Annotated in this window: 20 protein-coding genes and 3 tRNA genes; 4 read left to right on the top strand and 19 right to left on the bottom strand. The window is 64.6% G+C overall.

Translation table 11 applies throughout. From position 1 onward, the window contains the following. Positions 1-164 precede the first annotated feature (164 nt). The 9 genes from RS027_RS05710 to RS027_RS05670 all read right to left on the bottom strand — a co-directional run bounded on the left by RS027_RS05710 (position 165) and on the right by RS027_RS05670 (position 7,384). A tRNA-Arg gene (locus RS027_RS05710) sits at positions 165-241 on the bottom strand. Positions 242-341: 100 nt separating this feature from the next. Next, positions 342-418: transfer RNA gene (locus tag RS027_RS05705), tRNA-Arg, on the bottom strand. 22 nt (positions 419-440) lie between these two features. After that, positions 441-533, bottom strand: a tRNA-Ser gene (locus RS027_RS05700). Between the two features lie 124 nt (positions 534-657). After that, a complete protein-coding gene (gene csrA / locus RS027_RS05695; protein WP_311954955.1) occupies positions 658-849 on the bottom strand; it encodes a carbon storage regulator CsrA in 192 nt (63 codons plus the stop codon). Between the two features lie 154 nt (positions 850-1,003). Then, positions 1,004-2,254: an aspartate kinase gene (locus RS027_RS05690; protein ID WP_311954954.1), complete on the bottom strand. Its 1,251-nt coding sequence runs from the start codon at positions 2,252-2,254 to the stop codon at positions 1,004-1,006. A gap of 115 nt (positions 2,255-2,369) precedes the next feature. After that, positions 2,370-4,979 carry an alanine--tRNA ligase gene (gene alaS / locus RS027_RS05685; RefSeq protein WP_311954953.1) on the bottom strand — a complete coding sequence of 870 codons (2,610 nt, stop codon included), beginning with the start codon at positions 4,977-4,979 and terminating at the stop codon, positions 2,370-2,372. Between the two features lie 204 nt (positions 4,980-5,183). Then, positions 5,184-5,645: a regulatory protein RecX gene (locus tag RS027_RS05680; RefSeq protein WP_311954952.1), complete on the bottom strand. Its 462-nt coding sequence runs from the start codon at positions 5,643-5,645 to the stop codon at positions 5,184-5,186. Positions 5,646-5,647: 2 nt separating this feature from the next. Further along, complete coding sequence (recA, locus tag RS027_RS05675; protein WP_311954951.1) at positions 5,648-6,778, bottom strand: recombinase RecA; 1,131 nt, start codon at positions 6,776-6,778, stop codon at positions 5,648-5,650. Positions 6,779-6,859: 81 nt separating this feature from the next. Then, positions 6,860-7,384: a CinA family protein gene (locus tag RS027_RS05670; protein ID WP_311954950.1), complete on the bottom strand. Its 525-nt coding sequence runs from the start codon at positions 7,382-7,384 to the stop codon at positions 6,860-6,862. Positions 7,385-7,552: 168 nt separating this feature from the next. On the opposite strand from RS027_RS05670, the gene mutS reads away from it, so the two are divergent. From mutS to RS027_RS05655, 3 genes are all read left to right on the top strand, one after another. Continuing rightward, a complete protein-coding gene (gene mutS / locus RS027_RS05665; RefSeq protein ID WP_311954949.1) occupies positions 7,553-10,123 on the top strand; it encodes a DNA mismatch repair protein MutS in 2,571 nt (856 codons plus the stop codon). A 155-nt stretch (positions 10,124-10,278) separates the two neighbouring features. Then, positions 10,279-10,602: a ferredoxin FdxA gene (fdxA, locus tag RS027_RS05660; protein ID WP_311954948.1), complete on the top strand. Its 324-nt coding sequence runs from the start codon at positions 10,279-10,281 to the stop codon at positions 10,600-10,602. Between the two features lie 59 nt (positions 10,603-10,661). After that, entirely contained in the window at positions 10,662-10,943 is a 282-nt protein-coding gene (locus RS027_RS05655) for a DUF503 domain-containing protein (protein ID WP_311954947.1), read from the top strand. 72 nt (positions 10,944-11,015) lie between these two features. On the opposite strand, the gene eno is transcribed toward RS027_RS05655, so the two are convergent. The 10 genes from eno to pilM all read right to left on the bottom strand — a co-directional run bounded on the left by eno (position 11,016) and on the right by pilM (position 21,580). Further along, positions 11,016-12,305, bottom strand: coding sequence for a phosphopyruvate hydratase (eno, locus tag RS027_RS05650; protein WP_311954946.1), 1,290 nt, complete (start codon positions 12,303-12,305; stop codon positions 11,016-11,018). Between the two features lie 37 nt (positions 12,306-12,342). After that, positions 12,343-13,188, bottom strand: a complete 846-nt coding sequence (gene kdsA, locus RS027_RS05645) for a 3-deoxy-8-phosphooctulonate synthase (RefSeq protein WP_311954945.1) — start codon at positions 13,186-13,188, stop codon at positions 12,343-12,345. A gap of 6 nt (positions 13,189-13,194) precedes the next feature. After that, a complete protein-coding gene (gene pyrG / locus RS027_RS05640) occupies positions 13,195-14,874 on the bottom strand; it encodes a CTP synthase (RefSeq protein WP_311954944.1) in 1,680 nt (559 codons plus the stop codon). Positions 14,875-15,165: 291 nt separating this feature from the next. Beyond that, positions 15,166-16,281, bottom strand: a complete 1,116-nt coding sequence (gene aroB / locus RS027_RS05635) for a 3-dehydroquinate synthase (RefSeq protein WP_311954943.1) — start codon at positions 16,279-16,281, stop codon at positions 15,166-15,168. An 88-nt stretch (positions 16,282-16,369) separates the two neighbouring features. Further along, the gene (aroK, locus tag RS027_RS05630) at positions 16,370-16,927 is read right to left on the bottom strand and encodes a shikimate kinase AroK (protein ID WP_311954942.1); all 558 of its coding nucleotides are present in this window, start codon (positions 16,925-16,927) and stop codon (positions 16,370-16,372) included. Then, positions 16,927-18,684: a type IV pilus secretin PilQ gene (locus RS027_RS05625; RefSeq protein WP_311954941.1), complete on the bottom strand. Its 1,758-nt coding sequence runs from the start codon at positions 18,682-18,684 to the stop codon at positions 16,927-16,929. Before RS027_RS05625 ends, aroK begins: the two co-directional genes overlap by 1 nt. Before the next feature lie 43 nt (positions 18,685-18,727). Then, on the bottom strand, positions 18,728-19,261 hold the full coding sequence (locus tag RS027_RS05620) for a pilus assembly protein PilP (protein WP_311954940.1): 534 nt from the start codon (positions 19,259-19,261) through the stop codon (positions 18,728-18,730). Continuing rightward, positions 19,254-19,907, bottom strand: coding sequence for a type IV pilus inner membrane component PilO (locus RS027_RS05615; protein ID WP_311954939.1), 654 nt, complete (start codon positions 19,905-19,907; stop codon positions 19,254-19,256). The genes RS027_RS05620 and RS027_RS05615 overlap by 8 nt, the downstream gene beginning before the upstream one ends. 18 nt (positions 19,908-19,925) lie before the next feature. Further along, a complete protein-coding gene (locus RS027_RS05610) occupies positions 19,926-20,516 on the bottom strand; it encodes a PilN domain-containing protein (protein WP_311954938.1) in 591 nt (196 codons plus the stop codon). Next, complete coding sequence (gene pilM / locus RS027_RS05605; RefSeq protein WP_311954937.1) at positions 20,516-21,580, bottom strand: type IV pilus assembly protein PilM; 1,065 nt, start codon at positions 21,578-21,580, stop codon at positions 20,516-20,518. Before pilM ends, RS027_RS05610 begins: the two co-directional genes overlap by 1 nt. A gap of 185 nt (positions 21,581-21,765) precedes the next feature. Here pilM and RS027_RS05600 point away from each other — a divergent pair, with 185 nt between their 5' ends. Continuing rightward, a complete protein-coding gene (locus tag RS027_RS05600; RefSeq protein ID WP_311954936.1) occupies positions 21,766-24,270 on the top strand; it encodes a penicillin-binding protein 1A in 2,505 nt (834 codons plus the stop codon). Positions 24,271-24,298 lie beyond the last annotated feature (28 nt).

Genomic DNA, 24,298 nt, shown 5'->3' with positions numbered 1-24,298 from the left:
TTGCTGTTCGGCTAACGGTTCCCGCTATCAAGGTCCGTAGGGGACTCTCACCCCCAAGTCATCCCGGGGCACTACCCCCGGGAACAGCACCTGTCGGTGCTACGCGCCATGCCTGGCGCACAAAGAAAACCCGCCTTCCATGAGGAAGGCGGGTTAACAAAATCTGGTGCGCCCGGGAGGATTCGAACCTCCGACCACCTGATTCGTAGTCAGGTACTCTATCCAGCTGAGCTACGGGCGCTTTTTCAGGCTTTACCTGCGCAACATTGTTCAGACTCGCGGTTGAACCCAAACAGCACTTGTGCAGGAACGTTGCAAGCAACGCTTGATCCTCTGGAAGATGGTGCGCCCGGGAGGATTCGAACCTCCGACCACCTGATTCGTAGTCAGGTACTCTATCCAGCTGAGCTACGGGCGCTTACCCTCTTGTCGTGCAGTCATGGCGGAGAGAGAGGGATTCGAACCCTCGATAGGGCTATAAACCCTATACTCCCTTAGCAGGGGAGCGCCTTCAGCCACTCGGCCACCTCTCCTCAACGGCACGGCGCGAATATTACCGACTTGAGCGAGGGCTGTCTACCCCTGCGCCGTTTTTTTCATGCTTTCACCGGGTTGCCGTCGCTACCCGGCGGGCACGGCGGGGTGGGCCGCCGCGCTTCAGCTTTCGTCGCTTTCTTCGTCATCGATCTCGCGCTGAATACGCTGGTAAATTTCTTCGCGATGGACAGCCACGTCTTTGGGCGCATTCACGCCGATACGCACCTGATTGCCCTTTACACCGAGCACCGTCACGGTGATCTCATCACCGATCATCAGGGTTTCGCCAATGCGGCGAGTCAGGATAAGCATGGCTGATCTCCTTCTCAGACATTTTATGGCAACGGGGTCGCCAACGCCGGCGGCGCTGGCGTTTAACGCCACCCCTCCCCGTTAAGTTAGAGCGCGCCGCAATACGTTAGCAGGGAAAGCTTTACCAGCGTAGAAGGTTATAACGATGGGGTCGTTAGTCTTCTTCAATATCGGCCTGGTCCAGGCCGAACGCCTTGTGCAGCGCCTTGACCGCAAGCTCCATGTGTTTTTCGTCGATCACCACGGAAATCTTGATCTCAGAGGTAGACACCATACGGATATTAACGTTCTCTTCCGCCAGCACGCGGAACATCTTCGACGCCACGCCGGCGTGAGAGCGCATGCCCACGCCGACCAGCGACACCTTGGCGATGTTGTCGTCGCCGCGCAGCTCGCCGCCGCCCAGGTCGGGCAGGATGGTTTCTTCGATGAGCTTTTTGGTGGCCTTGTAGTCGCTTTTGGCCACGGTAAAGGTAAAGTCGGTGTAGTCGCCGGCGGGCGCCACGTTCTGGACGATCATGTCGACTTCAATGTTGGCCGCGGCAATGGGTCCAAGGATGCGCGAGGCGACGCCGGGAATGTCGGGGGTGTTCAAAAGCGTCAGTTTGGCTTCGTTTTTGTTGAACGCGATGCCGGAAATCAGCGGTTCTTCCATGGAGTCCTCGTCTTTTTCGGATTCTGCAACAATAAGCGTGCCGGGGCCGTCCTCAAAGCTCGACAGCACCCGGAGCGGGACGTTGTACTTGCCGGCAAACTCGACCGCGCGGATCTGCAGCACCTTGGAGCCCAGGCTAGCAAGCTCAAGCATCTCTTCCACGGTAATGGTTTTTAGCCGGCTGGCCTTGGAGCACACCCGCGGGTCGGTGGTGTAAACGCCGTCGACGTCGGTGTAGATCTGGCACTCGTCGGCGCCCAGCGACGCCGCCAGCGCTACGCCGGTGGTGTCCGAACCGCCGCGGCCAAGCGTGGTAATGTTGCCCTCTTCGTCAATGCCCTGAAAGCCGGCCACGACCACGACCTTGCCGGCATCGAGATCGGCCCTTAAGTCGTCGGTATCGATGCGCTGAATGCGCGCCCGGGTGTAGGCGTTGTCGGTATGGATGCCGACCTGGGCGCCGGTGTGCGACGTGGCCGGCATGCCCAGCTCCTGCAGCGCCATGGCCAACAGCGAAATAGTCACCTGCTCGCCGGTGGAGAGCAGCATGTCCATTTCCCGCGGATCGGGATTGGCGTTGAGCGACGAGGCCATGTCGGTCAGGCGGTTGGTTTCGCCGCTCATGGCGGATACCACTACCACGACCTGGTGGCCCCGGTCGCGGAAGCCCTTGACCTTTTCCGCGACGGCCTTGATGCGCTCCGGCGAGCCCACCGAGGTGCCGCCGAACTTCTGTACGTATAGTGCCATAGAGGGTGGTTTCCTTATGCGTTCGGAAGTGGAAAGTAACAAGATGGAAGCAAGCGGGCGGAACATCGTCGGAAAAAAACAGGGCCGATAGCGCCACGCGCTACCGGCCCTGGTATCAGCTTAGCGTATTTTCCAGCCAGGCAGGAACGCTATCCAGCGCCTCCGGCAACGCCTCGGGCCGGCTGCCCCCGGCCTGGGCCATATCCGGGCGGCCGCCCCCCTTGCCGCCCACCTGGGAGGCAACGTGGTTGACCAGCTCGCCGGCCTTGACCCGGTCGGTCAGATCCTTGGTGACCCCGGAGATCAGGCTGACCTTGCCGGCGCTTTTATCCGCTACGCCGAGCACGATGACCCCGGAGCCCAGCTTGTTTTTCAGCTGGTCGAGCATGCCGCGCAGCTCCTTGCCGGAGACGCCGTCAAGCTCGGTGGCCAGCAGCTTGACCCCGGCCACCTCGCGGGCCCGATCCAGCATGCTGCTGCCGGCGGCGCTGGCGAGCTTGCTCTTGGCCTGCTCCAGCTCTTTTTCCAAGGCGCGGTTACGCTCAAGCAGCGCCTCGACCTTGGCTTCGACCTGCTCGGGCTTGGCCTTCAGGCGCTCGCCCAGGCGCTGCACACAGGCTTCCTGGTCGTGGAAGTAGGCAAGCGCGGTCTCCCCGGTAATCGCCTCGATGCGGCGCACGCCGGAGGCGATGCCGGCCTCGCTGACGATGTGGAAGCTGCCGATGTCGCCGCTGCGGGCGACGTGGGTGCCGCCGCACAGCTCGATGGAAAAGTCGTCGGCGCCGATGGTCAACACGCGCACGCTGTCGGCGTACTTGGCCTCGAAAAGCGCCGCCGCGCCCTTGTCCCGGGCCTGGTCCAGAGTCATTTCTTCCACCACGGTGGGCGCGTTAACCAGCACCTGCTCGTTGACCAGGCGCTCGACCTCGGCCAGCTGCTCAGGCGTCATCGGCTCGAAGTGGCTGAAGTCGAAACGCAGCCGCTCGGCGGTTACCAGCGAGCCCTTTTGCTGGACGTGATCGCCCAGCACCAGACGCAGCGCCTGGTGCAGCAGGTGGGTTGCCGAGTGGTTGCGCACCGTGGCGGTGCGCAACCCGGCATCCACCTCGGGGCGCGCCTCGGCGCCCACGACCAGGCGGCCTTCGAGCATCACGCCCTGATGCAGGTGGTGGCCGCCCTGCTTCTGGGTATCGGTGACCTGGAAGCGCCCGCCGTCGACGTATAGGTAGCCGGTGTCGCCGACCTGGCCACCGGACTCGCCGTAGAACGGCGTGCGGCTCAGCACCACGATGCCTTTCTGGTCAGCATCGAGCTCGGCCAGATCATTGCCTTCGGCGTCGACCAGCGCCACAACCCGAGCCTCGTCTTTCAGCTGGTCGTAGCCGGTGAAGGTGGTTTCGCCGTCGATATCCACCGCTGCCGCGTAGTCGGCGCCGAACTGGCTGGCCGCCCGGGCGCGCTCGCGCTGGGCTTCGAGCTCGCGCTGAAAGCCCGCCTCGTCGGGCGCCACGCCGCGTTCGCGGCAGACATCGGCGGTCAGGTCAAAGGGAAAGCCGTAGGTGTCGTAAAGCTTGAAGACGGTTTCGCCGGGCAGCACCTCGCCGGAAAGCTCGTCAAGGGCGGCGTTCAGCAGGCCCATGCCGTGCTCCAGCGTGCGGGCAAACTGCTGCTCTTCTTTCAGCAGGATGCGCTCGATCTGCTCCCGGGCCTGGCGAAGCTCGGGGTAGGCGTCGCCCATCTCGGCGTCAAGCGCGGCCACCAGGGTATAAAAGAACGGCTCAGTGGCGCCCAGCTTGTGGCCGTGGCGCACCGCCCGGCGGATGATCCGGCGCAGCACATAGCCGCGACCCTCGTTGGACGGCATCACGCCGTCGGCGACGAGAAACGCGCAGGAGCGGATGTGGTCGGCAATCACACAGAGCGACGGCGCCTGGAGGTCGTCGTGGCCGGTGGCCTTGGCGGCGGCCTTGAGCAGATTCTGAAACAGGTCGATCTCGTAGTTGGAGTGCACCCCCTGCATCACCGCGGCGACGCGCTCAAGCCCCAGACCGGTGTCGATGGACGGCTTGGGCAGGTTGTGCAGCGTCCCCTCGGCGTCGCGGTCGTACTGCATGAACACCAGGTTCCAGATCTCGATGTAGCGGTCGCCGTCTTCCTCGGCGCTGCCCGGGGGGCCGCCCCAGACGTCGGCGCCGTGATCAAAGAAAATCTCGGAGCTGGGGCCGCAGGGGCCGGTGTCGCCCATCTGCCAGAAGTTGTCCTCATCGAGCTTGGAGAAGCGCTCGGGGTCCACGCCGATCTCGTCTTTCCAGATGCGCTCGGCCTCGTCGTCGCTTACGTGGACGGTGACCCAGAGCTTTTCCGCCGGCAGCCCCAGGGTCTCGGTGAGAAACGTCCAGGCGTAGCGGATGGCGTCGCGCTTGAAGTAGTCGCCGAAGCTGAAGTTGCCCAGCATTTCAAAAAAGGTGTGGTGGCGGGCGGTATAGCCGACGTTGTCCAGGTCGTTGTGCTTGCCGCCGGCGCGCACGCAGCGCTGGGCCGAGACGGCGCGCACGTAGGGGCGCGGGTCGCGGCCCAGAAACACGTCCTTGAACGGCACCATGCCGGCGTTGGTAAACAAAAGCGTCGGATCGTTACCCGGCACAAGCGGGCTCGTGGGCACAACGGTATGGCCGTTTTGCGCGAAAAAATCTAAAAAGGCCTGTCTGATGTCTGCGCTTCGCATAGGGTATCCGTAACAAGAAAGCGTGATGTCCCAGGGCGCTTGAGCCGCTACCCGCCGGGGTCGCCAAAGAGGTCATTATAGCGAACTTGGGCGCCGACTAAAGCCGGGGTTCAACGCAAGGGCTCTTCAGGGCGGGTTTGATACGGGTGTCAAACAAAGGGCAAAGCGGTTTTTGAAGGCGGGCCGGCGGCCGAAAGGCGCGGCTTAAAGGCAGGCGAGCGCATGGCGGATCTGATCGAACTCAAAGCCCCGCGAGGCCAGAAAGCGCTCCCGGCGGGCGCGCTCTCTGGGGCTGTCGCCGGGCGTTTGAAAGCGGCGCGCCAGCACGTCGCGGGCCAGCTCAAACCAGTCAACGTTTTCTTGCGTCTCCACCTCGGCAATCGCCTGGCGCTGCACCTCGGTCGCCACGCCGCGCTGGGAAAGCTCGCTTGTGATGCGCCGCACGCCCTGCCCGCGCAGCACCCGGCTGCGCACAAAGCTTTCGGCAAAGCGCGCGTCGGACTGCAGCCCCTGCTCGGCCAGGGCATCCAGGCAGGCGTCAATGTCTTCGGGCGCCACTTCCTTGCGCGCCAGGCGGTGTTCCAGCTCGGCGCGGGAGTATTCGCGTCGGGCCAGCAAACCGATGGCGATCTCCCGGGATGAGGGCGGTTCGCGACCGGGTTTCATGCTTAGAGAAGCTCGTCGTTGTCGGCCAGGTCGTCAGCCGTGCTTTTTCCTGCCTTCTTGCTCTCCTCCTTTTTATTCTCTCCCTTTTTGCTTTCCTCCTTCTTGCCGTCTTCCTTGGCTTCGTCTTCCCTGGGCTCGGGCTGGGCCAGCAGCTGGGCGCGAATCTGCGACTCGATCTCTTCCATGATCTCGGGGTTGTCTTCCAGGTGCTGGGCGGCGTTGGCCTTGCCCTGGCCGATCTTCTTGCCCTTGTAGCTGTACCAGGCGCCGGCCTTGTCCACCAGGCTGCACTGCACGCCCAGATCGACCACTTCACCGGCGTGGTAGATGCCCTTGCCGTAGAGGATCTGGAACTCGGCCTGGCGGAACGGCGGCGACACCTTGTTCTTGACCACTTTCACTCGGGTCTCGTTGCCGGTAACCTCGTCGCCGGACTTCACCGAGCCGGTGCGGCGAATATCCAGGCGCACGCTTGAATAGAACTTCAGCGCGTTGCCGCCGGTGGTGGTTTCGGGGCTGCCGAACATCACGCCGATCTTCATGCGGATCTGGTTGACGAACACCACCATGCAGTTGGCATTTTTCATGTTGCCGGTGATTTTGCGCAATGCCTGGGACATCAGTCGGGCCTGCAGGCCGACGTGGGCGTCGCCCATTTCGCCTTCGATTTCGGCGCGCGGGGTGAGCGCGGCCACCGAGTCGATGATGATCACGTCGACGCCGCCGGAGCGCACCAGCATGTCGGTGATCTCAAGCGCCTGCTCGCCGGTGTCCGGCTGGGATACCAGCAGGTCGTCGAGGTTAACGCCGAGCTTTTCGGCGTAGCTTGGGTCAAGGGCATGTTCGGCGTCGACAAAGGCGCACACCTTGCCCTGCTTTTGCGCCTCGGCGATGACGGAAAGCGTCATGGTGGTCTTGCCCGACGATTCCGGGCCGAAGATTTCCACCACGCGGCCGTAGGGCAGCCCGCCGATGCCAAGCGCTATATCCAGCCCCAGCGAGCCGGTGGAGACCGAGGGCATGGCCACCCGGGGCGCATCGCCCAGGCGCATGACGGTGCCTTTGCCGAACTGGCGGTCAATCTGGCCAAGCGCGGCTTCCAGCGCTTTGCTGCGGTTTTCATCCTGAGCCATTCGATGCTTCCTCTTCAGAAGGCTGTATAATTAGCCAGTAGTATGCCAAAAAAACGCCGGCAAAAAAATGCCGCTGCGGCTTTACGCCGTCTCGCCCCGGGTATCCAGGGTTTCCACCAGCCGCGCCATGGCCTGGCGCACCGCCTGCTCGCGCACGGCCTGGCGGTCGCCGGGAAAGTGCAGGCACTCCGCGCGCATGTCCCGCTCGCTGCCCCAGGCCAGCCACACCGTCCCCACCGGCTTGTCGTCGCTGCCGCCTTCGGGGCCGGCCACGCCGCTCACGGCCACGCCGATGTCCGCGCCGCTTTGCCGGCAGGCGCCGGCCACCATGGCCCTGACCACGGCTTCGCTGACCGCACCGTGGGCGTTAAGCGTAGCGTCTTCTACCCCCAGCATGCGGGTTTTCGCGGCGTTGGCATAGGTCACGTAGCCGCTGGCGAAATAGGCCGAGCTGCCCGCGACCGAAGTTATCGCCTCGGCAATACCGCCGCCGGTACACGACTCCGCCGTGGTTACCTCAACGCCGTGCTCGCCACAGAGTTTGCCCAGCCGCTGAGCCAGCAGCGATAAATCCAGGTTCTTCAGGCTCTCGACGCTTGGTTCCATGCTCGCTCCTTCATGTCCAGGGTCAGTTAAGCGTAGAATACCCGGTTGCGTTGACTCAACGAAACGTCTGTCACGCATACCCTAAGTCACGCATACGCCCGACCGCCCGCATACGCCCGACCGTTCGGCATCCGGGTGTCCCACGGCGCCGTTAACGTCAGGATAGCCATGGCCACCAATACCCCGGCGCACACGCCGATGATCGCGCAGTACCTGGACATCAAACGCGACCACCCCGACGTTTTGCTGTTCTACCGCATGGGGGATTTCTACGAGCTGTTTTTCGACGATGCCAGGCGCGCCGCGGCGCTTTTGGACATCACGCTGACCCAGCGCGGCAAGTCCGGCGGACAGACCACGCCCATGGCCGGCATCCCCTACCACAGCGCCGAAGGCTACCTCGCCCGGCTGGTGGCCGCCGGCGAGTCGGTGGCCATCTGCGAGCAGATTGGCGACCCCCACGCCAGCAAAGGGCCCATGGAGCGTCGAGTGGTGCGCATCGTCACCCCCGGCACGCTTCACGACGAGGCGCTGCTGGACGCTCGCCAGGACAACCTGCTCGCCGCCATCGCCCCCAAGGGGGATGCCTGGGGGCTTGCCTGGCTGGAGCTCTCAAGCGGGCGATTCTCCGTGCTGGAAGTGGAGAGCGAAGCGGAAATGCTCGCCGAGCTGACGCGGCTCTCCCCGGCGGAGCTGATCCTGCCGGAGTCGCTTACGCTGCCCGACGAGCTGGCCCGCCACCGGGGCCTGCGCCGCCAGGGCGAATGGCTGTTCGACGTAGAGAGCGCCACCCGCACCCTGTGCCGCCAGTTCGAGGTCAACGACCTGCGCGGCTTTGGCTGCGCGCACCTGCACGCCGCGCTCATCGCCGCCGGCGTGCTCATCGACTACGCCCGGGATACCCAGCGCACCGCCCTGCCCCACGTCAACGCCCTCGGCGTTGAGAATCGCGACGACGCCGTGGTCATCGACGCCGCCAGCCGGCGCAACCTGGAAATCGACCAGAACCTCGCCGGCGGCAGCGACAACACCCTGGCAAGCGTCGTCGACACCTGCACCACGGCCATGGGCTCGCGGCTGCTCAAGCGCTGGCTGAATCGCCCACTGCGCCAGCGCGACGTGGTCGCCGGGCGCCAAGCCGGCGTCGCCCTGCTCGGCCTCGACGCCGCCTGGATGGCGCTGCGCGACACGCTTTCCGCGGTGGGCGACGTGGAGCGTATCCTCGCCCGGGTGGCGCTTTACAGCGCCCGCCCCCGGGATCTTGCCCGGCTGCGCGATGCGCTCGCCACGCTGCCCGAGCTGGAGCGCGATCTGGGAGCGGTGGAAAGCGGCAGCGCCCTGGACGCGCTGCGTCCGCACATCAAGCCCTACCCCGACATCGCCGACACCCTGGAGCGGGCGATCATCGACAACCCGCCGGTGGTGCTGCGCGACGGCGGCGTCATCCGCGAGGGCTTCGATGAAGACCTTGACGAACAGCGCGGCATGGCCGAGAACGCCGGCGACTACCTGGTCCGGCTGGAAACCCGGGAGCGCGAGCGCACCGGCCTTGCCAACCTGAAAGTCGGCTACAACCGCGTGCACGGCTACTACATCGAGCTGCCTCGGGCCCAGGCCCTCGAGGCGCCGGCGGACTACATCCGCCGCCAGACGCTGAAAAACGCCGAGCGCTTCATCATCCCCGAGCTCAAGGAGTTCGAGGACAAGGCGCTGTCGGCCAGGTCCCGGGCGCTGGCCCGGGAAAAACTCCTCTACGACGAGCTGCTGGAAACCCTCAACGCCGAGCTTGATGCCCTCCAGGCCTCGTCCCGGGCGCTGGCCGAGCTCGACGTGCTGTGCACCTTTGCCGAGCGCGCCGAAGCGCTGGACTGGGGGCGGCCCACCCTTGCCGAGGCCACCGGCCTGACCATCCACGGCGGGCGCCATCCGGTGGTCGAGCACGTCAGCGACGAGCCTTTCGTGCCCAACGACGTGGCCCTGGACGCCGCCCGGCACATGCTGGTGATCACCGGTCCCAACATGGGCGGCAAGTCGACCTACATGCGCCAGACGGCGCTGATCGCCCTGCTCGCCCACTGCGGCAGCTTCGTCCCCGCCGACGCCGCCGACATTGGCCCGCTGGATCGCATCTTCACCCGCATCGGCTCGTCGGATGATCTGGCCGGCGGGCGCTCGACCTTCATGGTGGAAATGACCGAGACGGCCAACATCCTGCATAACGCCACCGGGCAAAGCCTGGTGCTGATGGACGAGATCGGCCGCGGCACCAGCACCTTCGACGGCCTCTCGCTTGCCTGGGCCAGCGCCGAGCATCTCGCGGACCTTGGCGCGCTGACGCTCTTTGCCACCCACTACTTCGAGATGACCGCGCTGCCCGAACACCGCGACGGCGTGGCCAACGTTCACCTGACCGCCGCCGAACACGGCGAGCGCATCGTCTTCATGCACCGCATCGAAGACGGCCCGGCAAGCCAGAGCTACGGGCTCCAGGTCGCCAGGCTTGCCGGCGTGCCGGAAGAGGTCATCCGCCGGGCCCGGGAAAAGCTCGGCACCCTCGAGCCCCCCGACGGCCAGGAAGCCCCGCCCCCGGCCGCTGCCGGGGAGCCGGCGCCGCGGCAAAACGATCTCTTTGCCACCGCCGCGCACCCCCTCGTCGAAGCGCTGGAAACGCTCGAGGTGGATGACATTTCGCCGCGCCAGGCGCTGGCGCTGTTATATGAATGGCAGGGCCGTCTGTAATATACTTTCGGGTTACATAGCGTGCGAGCGGCACGGCCCTACCGCTCAAACGGCCGATCCCCCGGCCGTAGCCATGTTTCGACGCGTTTGACTTTGACAACGCGACTGATGACCAGCGGCCGGCCAAACGCCCGTCCGCGCAAGAGGATACCGCGATGACGTTTGTCGTGACAGAAAACTGCATTCAGTGCAAACACACCGACTGCGTGGAAGTCTGCCCCGTGGACTGCTTCTACGAAGGCCCCAACTTCCTGGTGATTCATCCGGACGAGTGCATCGACTGCGCCCTGTGCGAGCCCGAGTGCCCGGTCGATGCCATCTACTCGGAAGACGAGTTGCCCAAGGGGCAGGAAGAGTTTATCGAGATTAACGCCGAGCTGGCGGAAGAGTGGCCCAACATCGCCGAGAAAAAGGACCCGCTGCCCGACGCTGAAGAATGGGACGGCAAGCCCGGCAAGATCGACAAGCTCGAGCGCTGATACGCTATGCGATAGGCGAAACCGGCTTTCCGCCAAGCCGACACGAGAAGGAAGATCCTATGCATATCGGTATTCTGACCCTGACCTTTTTCATGCCCGGCTGTAGCTCTCTGAAAGAAAAGCGCCAGCGCATGGGCGGCGTGCATGAGCGCTTCGGGCGCAACCCGGCGGTGGCAGTCTGCGAAAGCGGCGAGCATAACAAACACGACTCCACCGAATGGTCCTTTGTGGTGGCCGCCAAATCGCAGCGCGAGGTCGAGTCGCTGTGCAGCCAGATCGAAGACAAGCTGCAGCGCACCGTCGACGGCCGCGTGTCGGACGTCAGCCGCGAGTTTCTTTAGCCCTTTCTGCAGATCGACGCGCCCCAGCCGCCGCTCTCGGCCGCCGGGGCCAGCTTCCGCGCTGTCGGCCCTTTACTGCCCCTTGATGGCCTTGCGCCCGGGGTAGGTCACGCCGGCAAGCTCGTCTTCGATCACCAGCAGCCGGTTGTACTTGGCGACGCGATCCGAGCGGCACAGCGAGCCGGTCTTGATCTGCCCGGCGGCGGTCGCCACGGCCAGATCGGCAATGGTGGTGTCCTCGGTCTCGCCGCTGCGGTGGGAAATTACCGCGGTAAAGCCGGCGTCCTGGGCCATCTTGATGGCGTCCAGAGTTTCTGACAGCGAGCCGATCTGATTGAACTTGATCAGAATCGAGTTGCCGATCGCCTCGTCGATGCCGCGCTTGAGAATGCGGGTGTTGGTCACGAACAGGTCGTCGCCCACCAGCTGCACCCTGTCGCCCAGCTTGTCGGTCAGCGCCTGCCAGCCGTCCCAGTCGGACTCGTCCATGCCGTCCTCGATGGAGACGATGGGGTAGTCGTCGCAAAGGCCCGCCAGGTAGTCGGTGAAGCCCTGGGCGTCATAGCTTTTGCCTTCGCCGGCGAGGTTGTACTGACCGTTTTCGTAGAACTCGCTCGAGGCGCAGTCCAGCGCCAGGGTGATGTCGTCCCCCAGCGTGTAGCCAGCGGCTTCCACCGCCTGCTTGATCACCGCCAGCGCCTCGGCGTTGGACTCAAGGTTCGGCGCGAAGCCGCCTTCGTCGCCGACCGAGGTGGAAAGCCCGCGCTCGGAGAGCACTTTTTTCAGCGCGTGGAAGATTTCCGCGCCGACGCGCAGCGCTTCGCTGAAGCTCTTCGCCCCCACCGGCTGGATCATGAACTCCTGGATATCCACGTTGTTGTCGGCGTGCTCGCCGCCGTTGAGGATATTCATCATCGGCACCGGCATGCTGTACACGCCCGGCGAGCCGTAGAGCTCGGCGATGTGGGCGTAAAGCGCCACGCCCTTGGCGTTGGCCGCCGCCTTGGCCGCGGCAAGCGACACGGCGAGGATGGCGTTGGCGCCCAGGTTGGCCTTGTTGTCGGTGCCGTCAAGCCCGAGCATGGCGCGGTCCAGGCCGCGCTGGTCGCGCGCGTCCATACCGACGAGCGCCTCGCGGATCTTGCCGTTGACCACTGCGACCGCCTTCTGCACGCCCTTGCCCAGGTAGCGGTTTTTATCGCCGTCGCGCAGCTCGAGCGCTTCCCGAGAGCCGGTGGAGGCGCCGCTCGGCGCGCTGGCCTCGCCGGTAGCGCCGCTTTCCAGGCGCACTGCGGCAAACACCGTGGGGTTGCCCCGGGAGTCCAGCACTTCCAGCGCGCGAATATCAGCAATGTTGCTCATCAAGGTATCCTTTTTTTATCGTGGACGAACAGTCTCGTTAACGTATTGCCAGCGGCTCAAACCCCTTCACCAGGCCGTCAATCGCGGCGAGCTGGTGCAAAAACGGCGCCAGCTGATCCAGCGGCAGCGCGCAGGGACCGTCGCACCGGGCGTGGTCGGGGTCGGGGTGGGCTTCCAGAAACAGGCCGGCAAGCCCGGTGGCTACCCCGGCGCGGGCAAGCTCCGCTACCTGGGCGCGGCGGCCGCCGGCGCTGTCGGCGCGCCCGCCGGGGCGCTGCAGCGAATGGGTAACGTCAAAAAACACCGGATAGCCGGTCTGCTTGAGCTCGCCAAAGCCCAGCATGTCGACCACCAGGTTGTTATAGCCGAAGCTTGTGCCGCGCTCGCAAAGCATCAGGGTATCATTGCCCGCCTCGCGGCACTTGGCGAGGATGTGGCGCATCTCGTGGGGGGCAAGAAACTGGGGCTTTTTAATGTTGATCACCGCCCCGGTTTGCGCCATCGCCACCACCAGATCGGTCTGGCGGGCGAGAAATGCCGGCAGCTGGATGATATCCGCCACTTCGGCGGCGGGCGCCGCCTGCCAGGGCTCGTGGACGTCGGTGATCACCGGCACGCCGTAGCGGGCCTTGATATCGGCGAGCAGCTGCAGGCCCTTCTCGAGCCCCGGCCCGCGGAAGGAATGAATCGAGCTGCGGTTGGCCTTGTCGAAGCTGGCCTTGTAGACGTAGGGCATGGCAAGCGCCCCGGTAGCCTGGACAAAGGCGCTTGCCACCTCGTCGGCAAGCGCCGGGGACTCCAGCACGTTCATTCCGCCCAGCAGCATCAGCGGCAGGGAGTTACCGGCCGTCAGCCCGGCAACGTCGATGTGGCGCTCGCTCATGCCGCATTACTCCTGGTTGGCCGAGGATGTCGAATGAGAAGACGTTGAATGTGCCCGGGTACGCGCCGCCTTGAACTCGACCGCCGCGTTGACAAAGCCGCTGAACAGCGGATGGCCGTCGCGCGGGGTCGAGGTAAACTCCGGGTGGAACTGGCAGGCAAGATACCAGGGGTGGTCGGCAAGCTCGACGACTTCCACCAGCGTTTCGTCAACGCTGCGCCCGGAGACGGTCAGCCCCGCCGCTTCCAGTTCACCGATGAACTGGTCGTTGACCTCGAAGCGGTGGCGATGGCGCTCGACAATCTCGTCGGTGCCGTAGGCGTCGCGCGCCCGGGTGCCGTCGACCAGGCGGCACACCTGGCCGCCCAGGCGCATGGTGCCGCCCAGGTCGGAGGCGGCGTCGCGAAGCTCAATCTTGCCTTCGGCGTTGAGCCACTCGGTAATCAGCCCGACCACCGGGTGCTGGGTGTCGTGGGTAAACTCGGTGGAGTTGGCGTCTTCCCAGCCGGCGACGTTACGCGCAAACTCGATCACCGCTACCTGCAGCCCCAGGCAGATACCCAGGTACGGCACGTGGTTCTCACGGGCAAACCGGGCGGCCATGATCTTGCCTTCCACGCCGCGCTCGCCAAAGCCACCGGGCACCAGGATCGCATCCTTGCCCGCCAGCCGCTCGGTGCCGTGGCGCTCGATGTCCTCGGCGTCGACGTAGTCGACGTTGACCTTGATACGCCCCTGGATACCGGCGTGGATCAGCGCCTCGTTGAGCGACTTGTAGGCGTCGAGCAGCTCCATGTACTTGCCCACCATGGCGATGCTTACCGACTTCAGCGGGTTGAGCTTGGCGTCGAGCACGTGGATCCACTCGGTAAGATCGGCCTCGCCGGCGTCAAGGCGCAGCTTGTCGCAGACGATATCGTCCAGGCCGTGCTCGTGGAGCATCAGCGGGATGCGGTAGATGGTGTCGGCGTCCTGCAGCGGCACCACGGCGCGCTCTTCGACGTTGGTGAACAGCGCGATCTTGCGCCGCTCGGCCTCCTCAAGCTCCACTTCGCTGCGACAGATCAGGATATCCGGCTGGATACCGATGGAGCGCAGCTCCTTGACGCTGTGCTGAGTGGGTTTGGTCTTGGTTTCCCCGGCGGTGGCGATGTAGGGCACCAGCGTCAGGTGCATGTAAATCGCCCGAGTGGCGCCAAGCTCGCTTCTGATCTGGCGGATCGACTCGAGGAACGGCAGCGACTCGATATCGCCCACGGTGCCGCCGATTTCCACCAGCGCCACGTCGAACCCTTCACCGCCGGCGTACACTCGGCGCTTGATATCGTCGGTGATGTGGGGGATCACCTGCACGGTGCCGCCCAGGTAGTCGCCGCGGCGCTCCCGGCGCAGCACGTGCTCGTAGACGCGCCCGGTGGTGAAGTTGTTGCCCTGGGTCATCTTGGTACGGATGAAGCGTTCGTAGTGCCCCAGATCCAGATCCGTTTCGGCGCCATCCTCGGTGACGAACACCTCGCCGTGCTGAAAAGGGCTCATGGTGCCCGGGTCGACGTTGATGTAGGGGTCGAGCTTGAGCATGGTGACTCTGAGGCCGCGCGCCTCGAGAATCGCCGCCAGCGAGGCGGAGGCGATGCCCTTGCCGAGAGAGGACACAACGCCGCCGGTCACGAAGATATATCGTGTCATGGAAAACCTGTCGAAACGTGATCAGAAGGCACGGCAGAAAGCCACGCCAGGATGGGACGACAGAATAGCAGACTCGGGTAAAAGGCTCAATTTGCCCCGTGGACTCAATCCCCCAGGCTGCGCCGTCAACAGGTCTGCGAGGGGCGCTGTAAATCCATCCCTGGACGCTACCTACGCCATCTGACCGCCAAGGACGTCGGAAATGCCGAAACCGCAGGTAAGCACGTTTCGGCCATGGCGTAGAACCCCTCTTCGACCTGTTCCCGGCTTCTCCGGACGTATCCATCTGCGCTAGCCCTGGCAGGCGCGCGGGTAGTCATCAAGCAGTTCGTCAAGCATCGCGGCGGGGGTATCGGCGCTGATGCAGGCGTCGCCCAGCGCGCGCATCAGCACCAGCCGCAGCCGGTCATCGATGTTTTTCTTGTCCCTGCGCATCTGGGCCAAAAACGCCTCGCGGCCCATGCCCGTGGGGGCGCTGACGGGCAGCCCGGCCGCCTCGATCACGGCTCGGCAGCGCTTGAGCGCTTCGGTATCGATCCAGCCAAGGCGGTGAGAAAGCGTTGCCGCCATGGCCATGCCGGCACCGACGGCTTCGCCGTGCAGCCAGGCGCCGTAGCCCTGCTCGGCCTCGATGGCGTGGCCAAAGGTGTGACCCAGGTTAAGGAGCGCGCGCACGCCCTGCTCGGTTTCGTCCTCGGCCACTATCTCGGCCTTGATTTCGCAGCTTCGCGCAATGGCGTGGGCCAGGGTGTCGGCGTCGCAGCCGCGCAGCGCGGCCATGTTGGCCTCCAGCCAGCCAAGAAACGCCGCGTCGCGGATCAGCCCGTACTTGATGACCTCCGCAAGCCCCGCCGACAGCTCCCGAGCCGGCAGCGTCTTGAGCGTATCGATATCCACCACCACCGCCCGGGGCTGCCAGAAGGCGCCGATCATATTCTTGCCCAGCGGGTGGTTGACCCCGGTCTTTCCGCCCACCGAAGAATCCACCTGGGCGAGCAGCGTGGTGGGCACCTGGATAAACGCCACCCCGCGCTGGTAGCTGGCCGCGGCAAACCCGGTCATGTCGCCGATGACCCCGCCGCCCAGGGCGACCAGGGTACAGCGGCGGTTGAAGCCCGCCTCCAGCAGCGCGTCCCAGATGCGCGCAACATAGTCCACCGACTTGTACGCCTCGCCGTCGGGCAGCACCACCGCGCGCACGTCGAGGTCGTCGGGCAGCGCCGCGCGCAGCGCGCCCAGATACAGCGGTGCTACGGTCTCGTTGGTGACGATCATCACCTGCCGGCCGGCCAGATACGGCGCGATGGCGTCAGCGCTGCCGATCAGGCCGGCGCCGATGTGGATGGGATAGCTGCGCTCCTCGAGGGCAACGCTGAGCGTGCGCAGCACGCCGTCAATGGGCTTCATGGCATTACCTTGTCTTGTTTTCCGGGGTGGCGCGTTTTCTGGGGGAGCACCGGCGAGATGGCGAAAGCAAAACGAGCCGCGCCGGGGCTCAGCGCAGCGTTCGGGTATCGCTGTCCGGCAGCGGATCGGCCAGCTGGCGGACCTGGCGCAGGATCTCGTTGACCATGGCCCGGGGGCCGCGGCGGTCGGTGCGTACGATGACGTCCGCGGTGGCGCGGTACAAAGGGTCGCGCCGGGCATACATGTCGTTGAGCACCTGCTCGCGGTTATCGCACTGCAAAAGCGGGCGGTTGCGGTCCCGAGCGGTGCGCCTAAGCTGCTGCTCGACGGTGGTATACAGATAGACTACCGTGCCGCGCTCGCGCAGGGCGCGGCGGTTTTCCTCGCGCAGCACCGCGCCACCGCCGGTCGCCAGCACGACCTTCTCGCGCCGGGTCAGCTCGTCGATCATGTGCACTTCGCGCTGGCGAAAGCCGTCCTCGCCTTCGACGTCAAAAATCCACGGAATATCCGCGCCGCAGCGCGCCTCGATCACGTGATCGCTATCGAGGAACTCGCGGGTCAGCTCGGCCGCCAACAGGCGCCCGATGGTGCTTTTACCGGCCCCCATGGGGCCGATCAAAAAAAGGTTGGGTAAATCCTGCATCAGCGAAACGCCTGACCCTCATCCAGTAGCCGGGGAGTAATGAATACCAGCAATTCTACCTTCTCGTTACTCTCTCCGGTAGAACGAAACAGATGTCCAATCACCGGCAGGTCGCCAAGCAGCGGCGTCTTGGCGACCTGGCGCAGCTCCTCGGTGGTAAGAATGCCGCCCAGCACCACGGTCTGGCCGTTGTCCACCAGCACCTGGGTTTCAATGGTGTTGGTGTCGATCGGCGGCTCGCCGCCAAACTCGGATTCGCGGAAGCTGTCCTTGGTGATCTTCAGCTCCATGATGATGCGGTCGTCCGGGGTGATCTGCGGCGTCACCTCCAGAGACAGCAGCGCCTCCTTGAACTCGGTATTTTCTCCCTGCAGTTCAGTACTATTTGTGTAGGCGCGCTCTTCGCCCTGGCTGATGGTCGCCTTGCGCTGGTTGGCGGTGATGATCCGCGGCTGCGAAATGGTCTGGCTCTTGCCCTCGCTTTCCAGCGCCTTGAGCTCCAGGTCCAAGAGCACGTCGCCGGACAGATAGCCAAAGCCGAAGCTGGTTCCGCCTCCGCCGGAGGGCCCCAGGTCTACTGCCATTCCGCCCATAGCACGATTCAGGCCGTCAGGGTTGATATCGCGACTTTCAAAGTTGCCGTCGCTGCCTTCCTGAAAGCCCCGAGTGCTCGAGATCCCCCAGTTGACCCCCAGCTCGCGCGTGGCGGAGTCCCGGGCAATGACGATGCGCGCCTCGATCTGCACCTGGCGCACGGCCACGTCCAGCTGATCGAGCGTATCGACAATGACCTCGACCTGCTCGGCGGTGTCCTGAATCAGCAAGGTATTCGTACGCTGGTCGACGGCCACGCGGCCGCGATCGGTCATCAGGCCAAAGCCGCTGTTGGAGCTCTCGCTACCGCCGCCGCGGTCATCGTCGCTTTTCAACAGTGCCGCCAGATCCGTTGCCCGGGCGTATTTGACCTTGATGAACTTGGTCACCAGCGGCGCCAGCTCTTCTTTCTGGCTGCGCGCTTCCAGCCGCTGGCGCTCCATGGCGGCGAGCTCCTCGGCCGGCGCCACGACAATCACATTGCCCCGCTTACGGCTGGCGAGCTGCTTGCTCTGCAAGATCAGGTCCAGCGCCTGGTCCCAGGGCACGTTGTTCAGGTTAAGCGTCACCCGGCCGGCGACGCTGTCGCTTGCGACGATATTCAGGCCGGTGAAATCGGCAAGCGTCGACAGCACGGCGCGAACCTCGATGTCCTGGAAGTTGAGGCTCAGGCGCTTACCCGCGTAGTCTTTTTCCTCGTCGGGTTCGGGCACCGACGAGGCGCTTTCAGAGGGCTTTCTGGCAGGCTCGATATCCACGGTGACCACGCGGCCGTCCTGGGACGTCATCATCGCGTAAGGGCCGTCGGTGAGCAGCTGCAGCCGGGTGCTGCCGGGGTTGACCTCGGGCACGATACGCCGCACCGGGGTGCCGAAGTCGGTCACGTCGTACACCTGGTCGAGCGAGGCCGGCAGTGTGCTGTCGCCCAGATCCACGATCACGCGGTTGTCGCCGCCTTTGCTGACCTCAGGGCGCACGCCGCTGCGGTCGAACGTAATCGCCAGCCGGCCGGTGTCTCCGGCGCCGCGGCGAAAGTCGATGTCGTCTATCTGGGCGCCCCCGCCTGGCCGCGCATCGGCTGACTGGGCTATGGCTGCCAGCGGCAGCCATAGCCCCGCTGACGCCAGCAATACCAACCCTGCCTGTCGCAGTCTTTTGATCATGAACGTATCACTCGCCGTTGGTATGCATCATTGCGTTTACTTGTCATTGTCCGGCCTCGTCGACTGCCAGCTCCATCGATACGCTGTGCTCTTGCCAGCCTTCTCGGGGCGTAAAAATACGCTCGATCACCACCAGCCGCTGGGGCTCGATCTGCTCCACCCGGCCAAAGTTGACGCCCATGTAGTTACCTTCGTGGACCGAGGTCACCTCGCCCTGGGGCGTTTTGATCAGCGCGCTGCGGCGCTCGCCCATGCGCATGGTGCCAACCAGCTCAAGCTCGGGCAGCGGATAGCTTTCCAGCGGCTCGGCGCTGCGCGACTGATCCGGCGCCAGCTCGCTATCGAACGTTTTTGTTATGTCCTTGTGCCCCAGCTCTTCCGGCGGCACAAAGGGGCTTCGCTGCTCGGGGTAGGCATAGGCGACCGGCGTGTACGCCGGCATTTCCGGTACCACGACGTCCGGCGGCTCATCGGCGAACCGCCGCATCTCATCCAGCGTTGTCTGCAGCTGCCCAAGCTCGGGATCGGCGCAGCCGGCGAGCAGCAGCGCCAGCAGCAAAACGCCTGGCTTACGCATCGGGCGCCTCCTCAACCACGGGCGCCTGATAGCTGTAGGTTCGCGCCTGCATGGAAAGGCTGAGCAAGCCTCTGTCCTTCGCCTCATCAACCGGCTGCAGCACAAAATCGTGCTGGGTCACCACCCGCGGCAGCGCGGCCATTTCCGCGACAAAGCCGGCAATCTGGTGGTAGCTGCCCTGCACCTGGATACTGAACGGGTGCTCCACGTAGAACGCCTTGTCGACCGTTGGCTGCGACCGGATATGATCGATTTGCAGACGATGCTCCACCGCGGCGTCGTTGATGCTGTCGAGCAGCGTGGATATTTCCACCGTCGTTGGCAGCATCTCCCGCACTTCCTGCATCTGCTCGCTGAGCAGGACAAGCTTTTTTTGCACCCGGGGCAGGTACGCCGCCTTGACGGCTTTTTGCTCGTACTCGTCCAGCAGCTGCTGCTCTTCCTCCCGAGCCTCATCCAGCGCGGCACGGTGGTCTTTCACCACCAGCCAGCCCACGGCGGCAAACGCCAGCGCCAGCGCCAGCGCGCAGCTGATGAGCTTGAGCAGCATCGGCCAGCTGCCGGCTTCGCTGAACTCAAGCCCCCGCCAGTCAACCCGTTTAAGCTGGCGCCACTCCTTTGCCAACCGCTCGCGGTCAAACGTCACGGCCTGTCCTCCTTCCGATCATTCGCCGGCCTCCTCTGCCGTATCGCCATCCTCTGCGGCCATGCCGTCATCCCCCGCGCGCTTTTGCTGCACCCGAAAACGGAACTGGCGCACGGTATCGCTTTCGCTTTCCACCTCGGAAAACCGCGGCACCCCCATCGCCGGCAGCTGGGCGATGCGCCTTAGCTGTTCGGAAATCTGCCTGTCGCTGCCCGCCCGGGCCGTCACGCTGACCTCGTCATCGGTGCGCGCCAGGTGCTGGTAAACCACCCCCTGGGCCACGCTTTCGGAAACCGCATTCAGCAGCCGGATCGTCTGCAGGCGCTCGTCCTGCAGCGAGGCAAAGAGCGCTATCTGCTCCTTGAACTGATTCACCTGGCTTTCGTACTGCTTGACGTCGCGGATGTTCTTGTCCAGCCGCTCGGTTTGCTGGCGAATGTACTGATTGCGCTCCTGCTGGACCTCAAGCGCCGCCTGATAGTAGCGGGCCACGCCAAAGCCGAGCGCCGTGCCCGCTATCAGCATGGCCACCAGCCATAGCTTGACCCGACGCGTGCGACGCTCACGGCGTGCCGCGCGCCAGGGCAGCAAGTTGATCTTGACATGCATTATCTGGCCCTCATCGCAAGCCCGAACGCCGTGAGCATGGCCGGCGCATCGCGGTCAAGCGCGTCCATGTCGATACGCCGGTTCACCGTCATGCGCTCAAAGGGATTGGCGATCGTCACCTGCATGCCGCTGTCCTCGGCGATACGCTCGGCAAGGCCGGGGATCAGGCTGGTACCGCCGGCCAGCACGATTTCGCGCACCTCGTGGTGGCGGCCCGCCGAGTAATATAATTGCAGCGAACGCCCCACCTGTTGCACTATCGTGTCCAGAAACGGATCCAGCACCTCGGCCTGATAGTCGTCGGGCAGCCCGCCGTACTTCTTGGCATAGCCGGCTTCTTCCCTGGACATGTCGTAGCGGCTGCCGATGGCGTCGGTGAGCCTGCGCCCGCCAAAGACGGTATCGCGGGTATAAATGATGTTGTCGCCGCGCATGACGTGAAAGGCGTTAATATTGGCGCCGACATCCACCAGTCCGACACAGGCCTCGGGATCGCTTGCACTTCTGTCCTTGAGCTGGCGTCTCACCACCCCAAAGGCGCGCTCCACGGCAAACGACTCAACGTCCACCACTACCGGCTCCAGGCCGGCGCGCTCCAGGGTATCGGTCAGCTGGGCAATCTCCTGGCGGCGGCAGGCCACCAGCAGCACGCGCTGCTCGTCCTCGTTGAATGCCGACGGGCCCAGACACTGAAAGTCAAAGGCCACCTCATTGAACGGAAACGGTATATGACGATCCGACTCGGTGACAATACGCTCTTCGATATCTTCCTCGCTCAGCGAGGCGGGAAATGCCAGCGTCTTGGTGATCGCCGAGCTTGCGGGTACGGCCACCGCCGCCTTGCGGGTGGTGGGCCTGGCGCGGCTTACCGCGCGACCGAGCACCTCGGCCACGGCTTCGACATCCTGTATGCGGCGCTCCTCAACGGCGCCGTCGGGCAGCGGCCTCACGGCGTAGCTTTCCACCTGGTAGCCGCCGCCCGACGCCTTGAGCTCCAGCAGCTTGACCGTCATCGAGGTAATGTCGATGCCGATCAGCCCGTCGTGTCTGTTAAAAAGTCGCATGGTGGTGGCTCCGCCTATACCAGAATGCACAGAGATTACTTGATTTTAACGCAGCTAACACACGCGGATCCCTTACCGTTGGCACCACTGGTGGCCGTTACGCTGCCTCTTTATAATGCGCCTTTCGCCATGGCTGGCCTCAAGGCCCGGCATGTCCCATTTATTTTCACGGGTACCCTGTTTCCATGACGCTTTTCCGCACCCTTGTGCTATCACTCATCGGCATACTGGTCTCCCTGGCGGGGGCCGTCGCGCTGGCCACGATAGCTGCTGCGCTGTACTTCGCACCCGGGCTTCCCGACGTGCGCCAGCTGGAGGACTTCGACCTTCACACTCCCCTGCGCATCTATACCCGGGACGGCCAGCTGATGGGTGAATACGGCGAGGAGCGGCGCATCCCCGTGGATTTCCAGGACATTCCCGAGCCGCTGATCAATGCCCTGGTCGCCGCCGAGGACCAGCACTACTTCGAGCACCCCGGGGTTGACCCGCGCGGGCTGGTGCGCGCGGCTGTCGAGCTTGCCCGCAGCGGCGGCACCATTCAGTCCGGCGGCTCCACCATTACCATGCAGGTCGCGCGCAACTACCTGCTGACGCTGGACCAGACCTTTACCCGGAAATTTCGCGAGATCCTGCTGGCGCTGCAAATGGAGCAGGTGCTCAACAAGCAGGAAATCCTCTCGCTCTACGTCAACAAGATCTTTCTGGGTCACCGCGCCTACGGCATCGCCGCCGCCTCCCGAACCTACTACGACCGGCCCATGGACGAGCTGACGCTTGCCGAATCGGCGATGATTGCCGGGCTGCCCAAGGCGCCGTCGGCGTTCAATCCGCTGTCCAACCCCGAACGCTCGCTGATTCGGCGCAACTGGATTCTGTTTCGCATGCGCGAGCTGGGCTTTATCGCTCCGGACGTCTACCAGGAAGCGGTCCAGGCGCCGATCACCGCCCAGCGTCACGTGGCCCAGGCCGAGGTGGAAGCCGCCTACGTTGCGGAAATGGCGCGCCAGTATGCCATCGAGCAGTTCGGCGACAAGGCCTATACCAGCGGCTACCACATTTACACCACCATCGACAGCGAGCTTCAGCCCCTGGCCCGCCGAACGCTGGCCCAGGGGCTTCTGGCCTACGACCGCCGCCACGGCTTTCGCGGGCCCGAGCAGAACGACATCCCCGCCAGCCTGGTCGAGGCCCAGGAGAAAACCGCCACCGAGGGGCTTGAGGAAGAGCTCTCCGAGTCGCCGGAAATCCGCCAGACCGCCCGCGAGGCCGCCGAGCGCAGCCAGACCGAAGTGGCAGGCATCGAGGGCGACGTGAGCAACTGGGTGCAGGTGCTCCAGCGTACGCCAAGCTACGGCCTGCTCGAGCCTGCCATCGTGGTCGAAAGCGGCGAGCGGGAAATGCGCGTGCTCACCGATGAGGAAAACGTCTACACCCTGAACTGGGAAGGCATGAAATGGACGGGCAAGGGAAGCGCTGAACAGATCGCCAAGCGCGGCGATTTGATCCGCGTGATCATCGACGACGAGGAAGACACCCTGCGCCTGTCCCAGCGCCCCGAAGCCGAAGGCGCGCTGGTTGCCCAGCAGCCGCGCACCGGGGCCATTGTGGCGCTGCAGGGCGGCTTTGACTTTGACGCCAGCAAATTCAACCGCGCCATCCAGGCCCGCCGCCAGTCCGGCTCGATCTTCAAGCCGTTCATTTATCTGCCAGCACTCAACGACGGCGAAATGAACGCCGCAAGCGTGGTCAACGACGCCCCCATCGTCATCGACGACGGCAGCGATTCGCTGTGGCGCCCGGTGAACTCCAGCCGCGACTTCAACGGCCCCATGCGCCTGCGCCCGGCGCTGGCCCGCTCGCGCAACCTGGTCACCATCCGCATCCTGCAAAGTATGGGGCTTGGCTATACCATCAACTTCCTCGAGCGCTTCGGCTTCAACCCCGATCACCTGCCCCGGGGGCTGTCGCTGGCGCTGGGCAGCGCCAGCCTGACGCCCCTGGAGATGACCAACGCCTACGCCATCCTCGCCAACGGCGGCTTCAAGGTGTCGCCCTGGTACATCAAGCGCATCGAGCGCGGCGAGGAGGACAGCGCCACCGAGGTCTACAAGGCCGACCCCACGGCGGCCTGTCGCGACTGCGCCGAGGGGCAAGAGACCGTGGAGATCGACGGCGATAGCTACCGCATAGCCCAGCGCATCGCCGACAAGGAAGCCGTCTACATTCTCCGCGACATGCTCCGCGACGTCATCGAACACGGCACCGGGCGCGCCGCGCTGACCCTTGAGCGCGACGACATCGTGGGCAAGACCGGCTCCACCAACGCCCTCCGGGACGCCTGGTTTGCCGGCTTCAACGGCAATATCGCCACCGCCGTCTGGGTGGGCAAGGACAGCAACCAGACCATCGCCGAATACGGCTCCCAGGCGGCCCTGCCGATCTGGAAGGACTTCATGGGCGGCGCCCTTGAGGGCACCCCCGAAGCCTGGCCGGAGCAGCCGGAAACCGTCGTCAGCATGCGGGTCGACCCGGATACCGGGCTGCGCATGCGCGACGACGAGTCCGGGGGCATCAGCGAGCTTTTCGACGAGGAGCACCTGCCCAGCTATCAGCCGCGGCGCGTCAGCCGCGAGCTGGAAAGAGTCAGCGGCTCCGAAGGCTCCGGCACCGCCGAGTCGATCTTCTGATCCGCCGTTGATCCTGCACGGTCGCTGT

Origin of the sequence: Halomonas garicola (assembly GCF_031935715.1) — a bacterium.
In the GTDB taxonomy this organism is placed as follows: Bacteria; Pseudomonadota; Gammaproteobacteria; order Pseudomonadales; family Halomonadaceae; genus Vreelandella; species Vreelandella garicola.
Note: the sequence above shows the minus strand (reverse complement) of the source record. Positions and strands in the feature narration are given on the sequence as shown.

Bases quoted from the DNA above. Each gene is read 5' to 3' on its own strand.
- csrA (WP_311954955.1), bottom strand. From the start codon at position 849: ATGCTTATCCTGACTCGCCGCATTGGCGAAACCCTGATGATCGGTGAT.
- RS027_RS05690 (WP_311954954.1), bottom strand. From the start codon at position 2,254: ATGGCACTATACGTACAGAAGTTCGGCGGCACCTCGGTGGGCTCGCCG.
- alaS (WP_311954953.1), bottom strand. From the start codon at position 4,979: ATGCGAAGCGCAGACATCAGACAGGCCTTTTTAGATTTTTTCGCGCAA.
- RS027_RS05680 (WP_311954952.1), bottom strand. From the start codon at position 5,645: ATGAAACCCGGTCGCGAACCGCCCTCATCCCGGGAGATCGCCATCGGT.
- recA (WP_311954951.1), bottom strand. From the start codon at position 6,778: ATGGCTCAGGATGAAAACCGCAGCAAAGCGCTGGAAGCCGCGCTTGGC.
- RS027_RS05670 (WP_311954950.1), bottom strand. From the start codon at position 7,384: ATGGAACCAAGCGTCGAGAGCCTGAAGAACCTGGATTTATCGCTGCTG.
- mutS (WP_311954949.1), top strand. From the start codon at position 7,553: ATGGCCACCAATACCCCGGCGCACACGCCGATGATCGCGCAGTACCTG.
- fdxA (WP_311954948.1), top strand. From the start codon at position 10,279: ATGACGTTTGTCGTGACAGAAAACTGCATTCAGTGCAAACACACCGAC.
- RS027_RS05655 (WP_311954947.1), top strand. From the start codon at position 10,662: ATGCATATCGGTATTCTGACCCTGACCTTTTTCATGCCCGGCTGTAGC.
- eno (WP_311954946.1), bottom strand. From the start codon at position 12,305: ATGAGCAACATTGCTGATATTCGCGCGCTGGAAGTGCTGGACTCCCGG.
- kdsA (WP_311954945.1), bottom strand. From the start codon at position 13,188: ATGAGCGAGCGCCACATCGACGTTGCCGGGCTGACGGCCGGTAACTCC.
- pyrG (WP_311954944.1), bottom strand. From the start codon at position 14,874: ATGACACGATATATCTTCGTGACCGGCGGCGTTGTGTCCTCTCTCGGC.
- aroB (WP_311954943.1), bottom strand. From the start codon at position 16,281: ATGAAGCCCATTGACGGCGTGCTGCGCACGCTCAGCGTTGCCCTCGAG.
- aroK (WP_311954942.1), bottom strand. From the start codon at position 16,927: ATGCAGGATTTACCCAACCTTTTTTTGATCGGCCCCATGGGGGCCGGT.
- RS027_RS05625 (WP_311954941.1), bottom strand. From the start codon at position 18,684: ATGATCAAAAGACTGCGACAGGCAGGGTTGGTATTGCTGGCGTCAGCG.
- RS027_RS05620 (WP_311954940.1), bottom strand. From the start codon at position 19,261: ATGCGTAAGCCAGGCGTTTTGCTGCTGGCGCTGCTGCTCGCCGGCTGC.
- RS027_RS05610 (WP_311954938.1), bottom strand. From the start codon at position 20,516: ATGCATGTCAAGATCAACTTGCTGCCCTGGCGCGCGGCACGCCGTGAG.
- pilM (WP_311954937.1), bottom strand. From the start codon at position 21,580: ATGCGACTTTTTAACAGACACGACGGGCTGATCGGCATCGACATTACC.
- RS027_RS05600 (WP_311954936.1), top strand. From the start codon at position 21,766: ATGACGCTTTTCCGCACCCTTGTGCTATCACTCATCGGCATACTGGTC.